This is a genomic window from Paraburkholderia sp. (assembly GCF_024281035.1).
Lineage (GTDB): Bacteria > Pseudomonadota > Gammaproteobacteria > Burkholderiales > Burkholderiaceae > Paraburkholderia.
The window spans coordinates 1-12,064 of the sequence record NZ_JAMXLH010000047.1; the positions used below are offsets into that span (position 1 = coordinate 1).

Annotated in this window: 12 protein-coding genes; 6 read left to right on the forward strand and 6 right to left on the reverse strand. The window is 64.0% G+C overall.

Annotated elements, in window-relative coordinates; all coding sequences use genetic code 11:
* Window positions 1–30 precede the first annotated feature (30 nt).
* From Q0L30_RS14460 to Q0L30_RS14480, 5 genes are all read right to left on the reverse strand, one after another.
* Window positions 31–984, reverse strand: coding sequence for a UDP-2,3-diacylglucosamine diphosphatase (locus Q0L30_RS14460; protein ID WP_296657450.1), 954 nt, complete (start codon window positions 982–984; stop codon window positions 31–33).
* Between the two features lie 247 nt (window positions 985–1,231).
* On the reverse strand, window positions 1,232–1,756 hold the full coding sequence (locus Q0L30_RS14465) for an RDD family protein (protein ID WP_296657452.1): 525 nt from the start codon (window positions 1,754–1,756) through the stop codon (window positions 1,232–1,234).
* A 137-nt stretch (window positions 1,757–1,893) separates the two neighbouring features.
* Window positions 1,894–2,697: a DUF3106 domain-containing protein gene (locus Q0L30_RS14470; protein WP_296657454.1), complete on the reverse strand. Its 804-nt coding sequence runs from the start codon at window positions 2,695–2,697 to the stop codon at window positions 1,894–1,896.
* A 16-nt stretch (window positions 2,698–2,713) separates the two neighbouring features.
* Window positions 2,714–3,127 (reverse strand): DUF3619 family protein, encoded by a 414-nt coding sequence (locus Q0L30_RS14475; protein ID WP_296657457.1) that lies wholly within the window; start codon window positions 3,125–3,127, stop codon window positions 2,714–2,716.
* Window positions 3,124–3,687 carry an RNA polymerase sigma factor gene (locus Q0L30_RS14480; RefSeq protein ID WP_296657604.1) on the reverse strand — a complete coding sequence of 188 codons (564 nt, stop codon included), beginning with the start codon at window positions 3,685–3,687 and terminating at the stop codon, window positions 3,124–3,126. Before Q0L30_RS14480 ends, Q0L30_RS14475 begins: the two co-directional genes overlap by 4 nt.
* 479 nt (window positions 3,688–4,166) lie before the next feature.
* Between Q0L30_RS14480 and Q0L30_RS14485 the strand changes: the two genes are divergently transcribed.
* From Q0L30_RS14485 to Q0L30_RS14510, 6 genes are all read left to right on the forward strand, one after another.
* A complete protein-coding gene (locus Q0L30_RS14485) occupies window positions 4,167–5,951 on the forward strand; it encodes an acetolactate synthase 3 catalytic subunit (protein ID WP_296657606.1) in 1,785 nt (594 codons plus the stop codon).
* Between the two features lie 117 nt (window positions 5,952–6,068).
* Window positions 6,069–6,560: an acetolactate synthase small subunit gene (gene ilvN / locus Q0L30_RS14490; RefSeq protein ID WP_296657459.1), complete on the forward strand. Its 492-nt coding sequence runs from the start codon at window positions 6,069–6,071 to the stop codon at window positions 6,558–6,560.
* A 162-nt stretch (window positions 6,561–6,722) separates the two neighbouring features.
* Complete coding sequence (gene ilvC, locus Q0L30_RS14495; protein ID WP_296657462.1) at window positions 6,723–7,739, forward strand: ketol-acid reductoisomerase; 1,017 nt, start codon at window positions 6,723–6,725, stop codon at window positions 7,737–7,739.
* A gap of 154 nt (window positions 7,740–7,893) precedes the next feature.
* Window positions 7,894–8,547 carry a phosphatidylserine decarboxylase gene (locus tag Q0L30_RS14500; protein ID WP_296657463.1) on the forward strand — a complete coding sequence of 218 codons (654 nt, stop codon included), beginning with the start codon at window positions 7,894–7,896 and terminating at the stop codon, window positions 8,545–8,547.
* An 11-nt stretch (window positions 8,548–8,558) separates the two neighbouring features.
* Entirely contained in the window at window positions 8,559–9,434 is an 876-nt protein-coding gene (gene pssA / locus Q0L30_RS14505; protein WP_296657466.1) for a CDP-diacylglycerol--serine O-phosphatidyltransferase, read from the forward strand.
* A gap of 417 nt (window positions 9,435–9,851) precedes the next feature.
* On the forward strand, window positions 9,852–11,402 hold the full coding sequence (locus Q0L30_RS14510) for a 2-isopropylmalate synthase (RefSeq protein ID WP_296657469.1): 1,551 nt from the start codon (window positions 9,852–9,854) through the stop codon (window positions 11,400–11,402).
* A 98-nt stretch (window positions 11,403–11,500) separates the two neighbouring features.
* Here Q0L30_RS14510 and Q0L30_RS14515 read toward each other — a convergent pair whose 3' ends face one another.
* Complete coding sequence (locus Q0L30_RS14515) at window positions 11,501–12,058, reverse strand: hypothetical protein (protein WP_296657471.1); 558 nt, start codon at window positions 12,056–12,058, stop codon at window positions 11,501–11,503.
* Between the last annotated feature and the right edge of the window lie 6 nt (window positions 12,059–12,064).

Here is a 12,064-nt window from a genome sequence, read left to right on the forward strand (position 1 = left end):
GGGATAGTGTTGGGCAACTCAGTGGGCAACTCAGGCGGCGCTCACGCGCGCCTTGCGCGTCGCGCTCTGCGCCTCGGGCGCCTGCATCACGGTCCAGTAGACGATGCGCAGTTCACCCTCGAGGGTCTCGACGAGCGCCGAGAGGCTTTCCACCCAGTCGCCGTCGTTGCAATAGAGCATGCCGTCGATGTCTCGTATCTCGGGGTTGTGAATGTGCCCGCAGACGACCCCGTCGCAGCCGCGGCGGCGTGCTTCGTCGGTCATCACGCGCTCGAACGACGAGATGAAGTTCACCGCGTTTTTCACCTGGTGCTTGAGGTACTGCGAGAGCGACCAGTACTGAAAGCCGAGCCGCGAGCGGATCCGGTTGAACCAGCGGTTCAGCACGAGGATCACCGTGTACGCCGAGTCGCCGAGATAGGCGAGCCACTTCGCATGCTGGATCACGCCGTCGAAGAGATCGCCGTGCACGACCCACATGCGCTTGCCCGCGAGCGTCGTGTGGAAGGCTTCCTCGCGCACCTGGATGTCGCCGAACGAGAGGTCGCAGAACTGGCGCGCCGCTTCGTCGTGATTGCCCGGGACGTACACGACATGCGTGCCCTTGCGCGCCTTGCGCAGCACCTTCTGCACGACGTCGTTGTGCGCCTGCGGCCAGTACCAGCCCTTCTTGAGCTGCCAGCCGTCGATGATGTCGCCGACGAGGTACAGGTAGTCCGAATCGTTATGGCGCAGGAAATCGAGCAGATAGTTGGCCTGGCAACCACTTGAGCCGAGGTGAATATCGGAGAGCCAGATGGTGCGGTAGCGATGCGGGGCGGGATGATCGTCGTCGTGGGAGCCGGGTGACGCGGAGTCGTTCAGGGGCAGCGGCGGTGGCGGGGAGAACGAGCCGTCGGCAGGGCCAGGGTGGAATGCGGCGGGGTCGGTAGCCGTTCCGGTGGTCTGCCGGAAAAGAGTGGTCGCGGACGTGTTTGAGGCCATGGCTCACGCGGCGGGTTGTAATGCGTGCATTGCGCCATGCAGGCGTGACCGTGCCATGACAGTCACAAGAACGGCGTGTTACGCCGTCCGTGGCTGTGGTTTGGTTGCGACGAAAGATTTGCGCGCGGATTTGCGCGCGCCGTCGAGGCGAGGCGCTTTTGATGTGTGCGCTACGACCGCAGAGGCGTTCGCGCCCTTTGCGGCCTATGCGGCTTATGCGGCTTATGCAGCCGCGGCGGTGCGGCGTTTAGCGCGGCACCGCGACGACGCATGTACCGGCGATGCGGTCGTGCGGGAGTTGCCGGCCGGGAATGAAGCGGGCGCTTGCAACCCAGAGCACGAACCACACGGCGACGAGCACGAGCGTGTGCGGAACCGTGAAATGGAAAATCGTGTGCAGCGCGAGCGGCGGCAGGAACCAGAGCCACGCGGCGAAATACCGCACCGTGGCGCGCGACAGTGACGGCGGTTTCCCGTTCGGGCCGATCACGCGGATGCGCCATGTTTTCATCGGCAGCGTCTGGCCGCCGCTATGCCAGAAGCCGACGAAGTACACGCCCGCGACAATCGCGATCCACGCCGACATCAGGTTGTGGTACGTGAACCCGTTGCGGGCGTGCAAGATGAGACTGAACGCGAGCGCGGCGAGAAAGATCACGCCGAAGAGCAGCACGGACTCGTAGACGAGCGCGGCAAGGCGCCGGCGGATCGTGGCGGGCTGCGGTGCGGAGGGGGCGCTCTGTGGCGCGGCGGCGGGAGCGCGTGTGTTCACGTGTACGTCGGTATTGGTGCGGAAGGCCGTAAGGATAACCGCGAACGCCGCCGATGCGGCATAAGCCGTTTGTCGCGGCGCATGTCCCGGCGTTCGTCCCAGCGATTGTCCCAGCGCTTGTACCTGGACAGGGCGGTTCAGGAGCCCTTGAACGCCGCGGGCGCTTCGGCGGGCGAAACCGGAATCGGCGTTGCCGGAACGAAACTGGCGGCGGGCGCCGTGCCTGCCGTCGCCGCCGTGCCCGCCGTCGCGGATGCCGGCGCGTTCATCGCGCCGGACGCGCCGTGGGCCGCGGATGCGCCAGCCGGGCCGGAAGCGGGGAAAGCCGCCGATGGATGCGTCAAGCGGCGTTCGCGCTCGACGAGGTGCTCGATGCCGCGAATTTCGCTCTTGCCGCCCGAGGGCGGCGCGCTCACGACCGTGCGGCGCTTGCGCTCGCTCGCGGCGAGGCGCGCTTTCTGGTCAGGGGGAAGTTGCTGATAGTCCTTCCATGCACGCTGGCGAGCCTGCGCGGGCAGTGCTTTGGAGACTTGATAATTCTCGCGCGCGACACGGCGCTGCTCGGGCGTCATCTCGACCCATTCGGCCATGCGTGCGTGCAGGTGTTCTTGCGCTTCCGGAGACATCTTCGGGTAACGCGAGGCGATCCTCAGCCATTTGCGTCGACGCTCGTCGCTGAAATGGTCCCATTCGTTCGCGAACGGCGCGAGCGCGACGTGCTGCGCGTCCGAAAGGTTCGCCCACGCGAGCCGGTCGCTTGGGCCGGGCAACGGCGCAAACGCCGTGGCGATCGACGTTTCGACGGAAGGGGTGCTGGCCGGTGCACTCTGGACGGCGCTGGTTGCGTGTCCAGGATGAAAACGCGGGTAGGTCGCCGCATAAGACACCAGTACCGCGATGACCGATCCAGCTACTACGGCGAGGCCGCGCTTGTAACTCACCCCGCGAGCCTCCCGGTCAGTGAGAACGCGACAGATACGCGTTGAAACCGTGATCGAGATACGCCGTGAGCGGCAGGTCGTCGCTCAGCATGGCGGCATCGATATCGGCCAGCTCGGCCGTGCGTTGCTGATCCTCGAAATACGCGATGGCAAAGAGCCCGGCGACGAGCGCCGCGAGCGGCCATGCGAGCGCGAAGCGCCCGAGGCGCGAACGGCGGCGCGGCGCGGCAAAGTCGGCCGGCACGCCGGCAGGCGCGAGAGCCGGGACGCGCACGAACTCCGGCTCAGGCTTTTTGCGCGCGAGCGCGGCCTGGCGGGCGACGGCGAGTCGATCGGCAGTGGAAACGGGCAGGCTGGCCGCGCTCTCGTCGAGCGCGCGGCGCAGCTCCCGCACGAACTCTGATTCTTTGTTGTCGAGAGCGGAACTCATAGGGTGATTCCTTTCGCCTTGAGCGCTTGTGCCAGCGTGTGCGTGGCTCGCGAGCAGTGCGTTTTCACGCTGCCTTCGGAGCAGCCCATGGCGGCGGCGGTTTCGGCGACATCCATATCCTCCCAGTAACGCATCAGAAACGCTTCCCGTTGACGCGCCGGTAATTTTTGGACTTCTTCGTCGATCAGGTTCAGGACCTGTTCCCGTTCGAGCTGCTGCTCGCTGCTTTCGGCGCCGGCCGATCCCTGCTCCACCTCGATGGTTTCGAGTGGGTCGAAATCCTCGTCATCGGCGTTGCCGAGCGACGAGAACAGGCTCACCCACGTATTGCGTACTTTCTGCCGCCGGAAATAATCGTGCGTTGTGTTTTGAAGGATGCGCTGAAAAAGCAGGGGCAGCTCGGCCGCGGGCCGGTCGCCATATTTTTCGGCGAGCTTGATCATCGCGTCCTGCACGATGTCGAGCGCGGAGTCGTCGTCTCGCACGGCGTAGACCGTCTGCTTGAACGCGCGTCTTTCGACGCCCGCCAGGAAGTCGGCGAGTTCCTTGTCTGATGCCATCCGTTGCAGGGCGCCGCCACCAGCGTACGCGTAACCGTTCGAAAAATGTCGTAAAAACTCGCGGATGCTAGCAAATTTTTGCCTCGCCGGGGTAATGGATCGCTCGGCCGGGCTGTCGCGCGCCGTCTCCGCACGGCCCGGCTGAAGGCTCGGCGCGCCCGCCCGTGGCCGCATGCGAGCGCGCTTTTCAGTCCGTTTTCCAGTCTGTTTTCCTGCCCGCTTTTCTGCCCGCTTTTCTGCCCGTTTCCCTGCCGGTTTGCCGGCATGTATCTGCATATACACATCGGCGCCAAGATTTGCTTGACCGGTTGCGTGCGAATCGCTATCTTCGACGGTTCGCGATATATAAGTGACTCTGTCTCAATTCAGGTGTGGCCCATGAGGCTCATCTGTCAACTGGACGCGCCGCTTGAACCCGAGCCACAAGCCCGGCGGAGAGCACCCGATCAATTTTTTGCCGAAAATTCGAAAGGTGAATGATGAATATTCCCAGCGCGGAATTCTCCACGTCGATTCCCCCCATCTCCGCTGAATCTGATCCCGAAGGCCAAAACGGCCCTTCTATTGGCGCAACTGTGCTGATGAAGGCGCTCGCCGACGAGCAGGTCGAATTCATCTGGGGCTACCCCGGCGGCTCCGTACTCTACGTCTACGACGAGCTCTACAAGCAGGACAAGATCCAGCACATCCTCGTGCGCCACGAACAGGCTGCCGTGCATGCTGCCGACGGCTATGCCCGTTCGAGCGGCAAGGTCGGCGTGTGCCTCGTGACCTCCGGCCCCGGCGTCACCAACGCGGTGACCGGCATCGCGACGGCGTATATGGATTCGATCCCGATGGTCGTCATCAGCGGGCAGGTGCCCACTGCCGCGATCGGTCAGGACGCCTTCCAGGAGTGCGACACGGTGGGCATCACGCGCCCCTGCGTCAAGCACAACTTCCTCGTGAAGGACGTGCGCGACCTCGCGGCGACCGTCAAGAAAGCCTTCTACATTGCGCGCACCGGCCGTCCCGGTCCCGTGCTGATCGACATTCCGAAGGACGTGTCGAAGGCTCCGTGCGCCTATGAACCGCTCAAGAGCGTGTCGCTGCGCTCTTACAACCCGGTCACCAAGGGCCACTCGGGGCAGATCCGCAAGGCAGTCTCGCTGCTCCTCTCGGCCAGGCGTCCGTACATCTACACCGGCGGCGGCATCATCCTCGCCGATGCGGCGCGCGAGCTGAACCAGTTCGCCGACCTGCTCGGCTACCCGGTGACGAACACGCTGATGGGGCTCGGCGGCTATCGCGCAAGCGATCGCAAGTTCCTCGGCATGCTCGGCATGCACGGCACGTACGAAGCCAACATGGCGATGCAGCACTGCGACGTGCTGATCGCGATCGGCGCGCGCTTCGACGACCGCGTGATCGGCAACCCCGCACACTTCACCTCGCGTCCGCGCAAGATCATTCACATCGACATCGATCCTTCGTCGATTTCGAAGCGCGTGAAGGTCGACATCCCGATCGTCGGCGACGTGAAGGAAGTGCTCAAGGAACTCATTGAGCAGCTTCAGCACGCCGAGCACGGTCCCGACACCGAGGCGCTCGCAGCCTGGTGGAAGGACATCGAAGGCTGGCGCGAGAAGAACTGCCTGAAGTTCGACCGCGGCACGGAGATCATCAAGCCGCAGTATGTCGTCGAGAAACTGTGGGAGCTGACGGGCGGCAATGCGTTCGTCTGCTCTGACGTTGGCCAGCACCAGATGTGGGCCGCGCAGTTCTACCGCTTCAACCAGCCGCGCCGCTGGATCAACTCGGGCGGCCTCGGCACGATGGGCTTCGGCCTGCCGGCGGCGATGGGCGTGAAGATGGCGCACCCGGATGAGGACGTCGTCTGCATCACGGGCGAAGGCTCGATCCAGATGTGCATTCAGGAACTGTCGACCTGCAAGCAGTACGACACGCCCGTGAAGATCATCTCGCTCAACAACCGCTACCTCGGCATGGTTCGCCAGTGGCAGCAGATCGAATACGACAAGCGCTATTCGCATTCGTACATGGATGCGCTGCCCGACTTCGTGAAGCTCGCCGAAGCGTACGGCCACGTGGGCATCCGCGTCGACAAGACGGCCGATGTGGAACCCGCGCTCAAGGAAGCACTGCGACTGAAGGACCGCACCGTGTTCCTCGATTTCCAGACCGACCCCTCCGAAAACGTGTGGCCGATGGTACAGCCCGGCAAGGGCATCACCGACATGCTGCTCGGTTCGGAAGAACTGTAACGGTCATTGAACGGCGCCGCTCCCACTTCGCGCGGCGCGCGTCTTCACAAAGGGCGCGCGAATTCGCGGGGGCAGGGCGGCAGCCACGCTCAAACTGGATAAATCGCGGAACACATCATGAGACACATTATTTCCGTTTTGCTGGAAAACGAGCCGGGCGCGCTGTCGCGCGTGGTCGGCCTCTTCTCCGCACGCGGCTACAACATCGAAACCTTGACCGTGGCGCCGACCGAAGACCGGTCGCTGTCGCGTATGACCATCGTTTCCATTGGCTCTGACGACGTGATCGAACAGATCACGAAGCATCTGAACCGCCTGATCGAGGTGGTGAAAGTGGTCGACCTGACCGAGGGCGCCCACATCGAGCGTGAGCTGATGCTGATCAAGGTTCGGGCGGTCGGCAAGGAACGCGAGGAGATGAAGCGGATGGCGGATATTTTCCGCGGCCGCATCATCGACGTTACCGAAAAGACTTACACGATCGAACTGACGGGTGCGAGCGAGAAGCTCGACGCGTTCATCGAGGCAATCGACTCCACGTCGATTCTCGAAACCGTCCGCACGGGCGGCTCGGGCATCGGACGCGGCGAGCGCATTCTGAAAGTGTGACGCCCGGCAGCATGCGTCGATCCGGTTCGACGATCGACCGCCGGAACCCGGCCGGGCGCGGCGCTTGACGTTTAAACAAGAGCGCGCCCGGCGCAGCCAAACGCTGCTTACCTAACGCAGTACCGGAACTCTCCATTTTTTGCATATCGCCAGGGAACAGACATGAAAGTTTTTTACGACAAGGACGCCGACCTCTCCCTCATCAAGGGCAAGCAGGTCACCATCATCGGTTACGGTTCGCAGGGCCACGCGCACGCACTGAACCTGAAGGACAGCGGCGTGAATGTCACCGTCGGCCTGCGCCGCGGCGGCGCTTCGTGGAGCAAGGCTGAGAACGCCGGCCTCACGGTCAAGGAAGTCGCCGAAGCCGTCAAGAACGCCGACGTCGTGATGATGCTGCTGCCGGACGAGCAGATCGCCGACGTCTATGCGAAGGAAGTCCACGCAAACCTGAAGCAAGGCGCCGCGCTCGCGTTCGCGCACGGCTTCAACGTCCACTACGGCCAGGTGATCCCGCGCGCCGACCTCGACGTCATCATGATCGCCCCGAAGGCCCCCGGCCACACGGTCCGCGGCACCTACTCGCAAGGCGGCGGCGTTCCGCATCTGATCGCCGTCCACCAGGACAAGTCGGGCGCAGCGCGTGACATCGCGCTGTCGTACGCTGCGGCAAACGGCGGCGGCCGTGCCGGCATCATCGAAACGAACTTCCGCGAAGAGACCGAAACCGACCTGTTCGGCGAGCAGGCCGTGCTGTGCGGCGGTACGGTCGACCTGATCAAGGCCGGCTTCGAAACGCTGGTCGAAGCGGGCTACGCGCCGGAAATGGCGTACTTCGAGTGTCTGCACGAGCTCAAGCTGATCGTCGACCTGATCTACGAAGGCGGCATCGCGAACATGAACTACTCGATCTCGAACAACGCCGAGTACGGCGAGTACGTGACGGGTCCGCGCGTCATCACCGCCGAAACGAAGAAGGTCATGAAGGAAGTCCTGAAGGACATCCAGACCGGCGAATACGCGAAGAGCTTCATCCTCGAAAACAAGGCCGGCGCGCCGACGCTGCAGTCGCGCCGCCGCCTTGGCGCCGAGCACCAGATCGAAACGGTCGGTGCGAAGCTGCGCGCGATGATGCCGTGGATCGCGAAGAACAAGCTCGTCGACCAGTCGAAGAACTAAGTTCGCTGCTGATTTGCCACTTCAGCGGCGCGTTCGGTCGGGCATTCATGCCGCCGCCGCGCCGCGGCAAGCATCAACAAAAGCCGCCCAGGTGGGGATGAACCCAGGGCGGCTTTTGCTATCCTACGGTTTTCGAAAAAATACCGAAGCCAATATGAATTACCCTCATCCGATCATCGCCCGCGAAGGCTGGCCGTTCATCGCCATTGCGGCCGTCGTGGTGCTCTTGATCCAGGCAATCGCAGGGTTCGGCCTCGCGTGGCCGTTCTGGCTGATCCTCATCTTCGTCGTCCAGTTTTTCCGCGATCCGCCGCGGCCCATTCCGCAGCAGGCCAATGCCGTACTGTGTCCCGCCGATGGCCGCATCGTCGCCGTCGAGACCGCGCACGATCCGTATGCAAACCGTGAAGCGCTGAAGATCAGCGTGTTCATGAACGTCTTCAACGTCCACTCGCAACGCTCGCCCGTCGACGGCGCCGTCGCCAAGGTCGAGTACTTCCCGGGCTCGTATCTGAACGCCGCGATCGACAAGGCGTCCACCGAGAACGAGCGCAACGCCGTCGTCCTCACGATGGCCGACGGCACGGTGGTGACCTCCGTGCAGATCGCCGGTCTCATCGCGCGCCGCATTCTGTGCTACGTGCGCTCGGGCGAGCCGCTCACGCGCGGCCAGCGCTACGGCTTCATCCGCTTCGGCTCGCGCGTCGACGTGTACCTGCCGCTCGGCAGCCGCCCGCGCGTATCGATCGGCGAGAAGGTGTCTGCCTCGTCGACGATCCTCGCCGAACTACAAACGCAATCGGCTTAAGGAGGGGTGCGATGGCCGGATTCAAATCGCGTCGTCCCCGCAATAGCGCCGGCTCATCTTTGCCCCGGCCGTTTCGGCGTAACAAGTCGGTGCAGGAGCAGGTAAGCGTCGCCGCGACCCGCCGCGCCGCGCGCCAGCAGTTCCTCAGAAAGCGCGGCATCTATCTGCTGCCGAACGCGTTCACGACTGCCGCGCTGTTCTGCGGCTTCTTCGCCGTCGTGCAGGCGATGAACGTGCGCTTCGAGATCGCGGCCATCGCGATCTTCGTGGCGATGGTGCTCGACGGCATGGATGGCCGCGTCGCGCGCATGACGCACTCGCAGAGCGCATTCGGCGAGCAGTTCGACAGCCTCTCGGACATGGTTTCGTTCGGCGTTGCGCCCGCACTCGTGATGTACGAGTGGGTGCTCAAGGATCTCGGGCGCTGGGGCTGGCTTGCGGCGTTCGTCTACTGCTCGGGCGCCGCACTGCGGCTCGCACGTTTCAATACGAACATCGGCGTGGTCGACAAGCGCTACTTCCAGGGCTTGCCGAGCCCGGCGGCGGCGGCGCTGATCGCGGGCTTCGTGTGGCTCGCCACCGACAACCGTGTGCCCGTCAAGCTCTCGTGGCTGCCGTGGGTCGCGTTCGTGCTGACGATCTATGCGGGCGTGACCATGGTGTCGAACGCGCCGTTTTACAGCGGCAAGGCGCTCGACGTGCGCCACCGCGTGCCGTTCGCAGCGATCCTGCTCGTCGTCATGGCGTTCGTGCTCGTATCGTCCGATCCGCCGCTCATGCTGTTCTGCCTGTTCGTGCTCTACGGCCTCTCCGGCTACGTATTCTGGGCCTACCAGGCGATGCGCGGCCGCAGCAACCCCGCACGCTCGTCACCGCGCGAGCGCTAGTCGCGAGGCGCCAGGCGGTAAGCGGGCAACTGCGCCGCCCGCCGTGATTGCAGGGGCCGCTTCCATGCGGCCCCATTCTTTTGGCGCCGGCGTTTTGAGCTGTTTCGTGTGGTATGGCGTGGTATGGCGCGGCGTTGAGCGCGAGGCCGCGAGAGGCTGCAAACGGTTTGCGCTGCGGGGCGGCGCCAATTGCGCTATCGGCGGAATCCCGCTATATTCGGCGACATGGTAACGATCCAGTTCCCCCTCTTTTCTCTTCAAGCCGGTGCGCCGCTACGTGCACTAGCGCTAGCGCGCCTGCCGCGCTGATCTCGCTCGCCCTCCGTCTGCTTCGTTCATTGTCAGCGTCGCCAACGGTGGCGCGAACACCCGAATTCCGTTTGTAGACACTGAACAAGTTCCCCCTGGAGACACGAAATGGCAGCAGACAAGCTCATCATCTTCGATACGACGTTGCGCGACGGCGAGCAGTCGCCCGGTGCGTCGATGACGAAGGAAGAGAAAATCCGCATCGCGAAGCAACTCGAACGCATGAAGGTCGACGTGATCGAAGCGGGCTTCGCCGCCAGTTCGAACGGCGACTTCGACGCGATCCACACGATCGCGGGCCTGGTGAAGGACAGCACGGTCTGCTCGCTCGCCCGTGCGAACGACAAGGACATTCAGCGCGCCGCCGACGCCCTCAAGCCCGCCGATCACTTCCGCATCCACACGTTCATCGCCACTTCTCCGCTGCACATGGAGAAGAAGCTGCGCATGTCGCCGGAGCAGGTGCTGGAGCAGGCGAAGCTCGCCGTGCGCTTCGCGCGCAAGTTCACCAACGACGTGGAGTTCTCGCCGGAAGACGGCAGCCGCTCGGACATGGATTTCCTGTGCCGCGTGCTGGAAGCCGTCATCAATGAAGGCGCGACCACGATCAACATCGCCGATACGGTCGGCTACGGCGTGCCCGAGCTGTACGGCAACCTCGTGAAGACGCTGCGCGAGCGCATCCCGAACTCCGACAAGGCGGTGTTCTCGGTGCACTGTCACAACGACCTCGGCATGGCCGTGGCGAATTCGCTGGCCGGCGTGCACACGGGCGGCGCGCGCCAGGTTGAGTGCACGATCAACGGTCTTGGCGAGCGTGCGGGCAATACGTCGCTCGAAGAAATCGTGATGGCCGTGAAGACCCGCAAGGACTACTTCGGCCTCGACCTCGGCATCGACACGACGCAGATCGTGCCGGCATCGAAGCTCGTCTCGCAGATCACCGGTTTCGTCGTGCAGCCGAACAAGGCGGTGGTCGGCGCGAACGCGTTTGCGCACGCGTCGGGCATCCACCAGGACGGCGTGCTCAAGGCGCGCGATACCTACGAAATCATGCGCGCGGAAGACGTGGGCTGGAGCGCGAACAAGATCGTGCTCGGCAAGCTTTCGGGCCGCAACGCGTTCAAGCAGCGTCTGCAGGAACTGGGCATCCAGCTCGACAGCGAAGGCGAACTGAACCAGGCATTCGCGCGCTTCAAGGAACTCGCCGACCGCAAGGCGGAAATCTTCGACGAAGACATCATCGCGATCGTTACTGAGGAGTCGGCGCAAGCGCACGAGAAGGAACACTACAAGTTCATCTCGCTGGCGCAGCACTCGGAGACGGGCGAGCGTCCGCACGCGCGCGTCGTGTTCTCGGCCGACGGCAAGGAAGTCACGGGCGAAGCCGCGGGCAACGGCCCGGTGGACGCCACGCTGAATGCCATCGAAACCGAGGTGGGCAGCGGCTCGGAACTGCTGCTCTATTCGGTGAACGCAATCACGACCGGCACGCAGGCGCAGGGCGAAGTGACGGTGCGTCTGTCCAAGGCAGGGCGCATCGTGAACGGCGTCGGCACCGATCCGGATATCGTCGCCGCTTCGGCGAAGGCGTATATCGCGGCGCTGAACAAGCTGTACTCGTCGGACAGCGACAAGCTCAATCCGCAGCGTTCGTAAGCGGCAGGCTCCACAACGAAAAACCCCCGCGCTCGCAGGAGCGCGGGGGTTTTATCTTTGTGCTGTCCTGTTTGCGGCGTCTTGTACCGCGCAGCGGTTCAGAACATGTTGCGGCGGTCCGGGTCGTGCAGCGGATCGGGCGTCTTCTGCGTGAGGCGCAGGATGCCGTTGTCGTCGAAGTAGAAGCTGTAGAGCATGTACCAGACACCCGTTTCCAGATAGCGATAGGTCCACACTTCACGCTTCATCAACGGGAAATACGAGGTGTCCATCGGGCGGCCGAAATTCACGAGCACGTCGGCGCGCGTCCACTTGCCGATCTCGGCGCGGTAGAACTCGTTGTCCTCCAGCACCTGGCGCACGTTGACGACCTTGCCGTGGCTGTCGATATCGGCGGCGACGGTGGTTTCGCCCATCGGCTGGGTGGGCCACATCAGGCGCTTGCCGCCGTCGGGCAGGTCGTAGGTTTCGCGCGGCGGGCCGAAGCGCGCGATCACGGCCTGGGCGTCGTCGCCCGTGTGGAACTGCGTCCACGGCTGCGCGCAGCCGGCGAGCGCGAGCGCGCCGAGGGCGGCAGCCAGCGCGCGTCGTGCGCCGCGTGACAGGCGAGATGCGAGGAAAGGAGCGAGGGCAGTGGCAAGAAAACGGTTGAGCATGGAGTT

What these genes read in the sequence shown, in the direction of transcription:
- Q0L30_RS14460 (WP_296657450.1), bottom strand. Translation starts at nt 984, where the DNA reads ATGGCCTCAAACACGTCCGCGACCACTCTTTTCCGGCAGACCACCGGA.
- Q0L30_RS14475 (WP_296657457.1), bottom strand. Translation starts at nt 3,127, where the DNA reads ATGAGTTCCGCTCTCGACAACAAAGAATCAGAGTTCGTGCGGGAGCTG.
- Q0L30_RS14480 (WP_296657604.1), bottom strand. Translation starts at nt 3,687, where the DNA reads ATGGCATCAGACAAGGAACTCGCCGACTTCCTGGCGGGCGTCGAAAGA.
- Q0L30_RS14485 (WP_296657606.1), top strand. Translation starts at nt 4,167, where the DNA reads ATGAATATTCCCAGCGCGGAATTCTCCACGTCGATTCCCCCCATCTCC.
- ilvN (WP_296657459.1), top strand. Translation starts at nt 6,069, where the DNA reads ATGAGACACATTATTTCCGTTTTGCTGGAAAACGAGCCGGGCGCGCTG.
- ilvC (WP_296657462.1), top strand. Translation starts at nt 6,723, where the DNA reads ATGAAAGTTTTTTACGACAAGGACGCCGACCTCTCCCTCATCAAGGGC.
- Q0L30_RS14500 (WP_296657463.1), top strand. Translation starts at nt 7,894, where the DNA reads ATGAATTACCCTCATCCGATCATCGCCCGCGAAGGCTGGCCGTTCATC.
- pssA (WP_296657466.1), top strand. Translation starts at nt 8,559, where the DNA reads ATGGCCGGATTCAAATCGCGTCGTCCCCGCAATAGCGCCGGCTCATCT.
- Q0L30_RS14510 (WP_296657469.1), top strand. Translation starts at nt 9,852, where the DNA reads ATGGCAGCAGACAAGCTCATCATCTTCGATACGACGTTGCGCGACGGC.
- Q0L30_RS14515 (WP_296657471.1), bottom strand. Translation starts at nt 12,058, where the DNA reads ATGCTCAACCGTTTTCTTGCCACTGCCCTCGCTCCTTTCCTCGCATCT.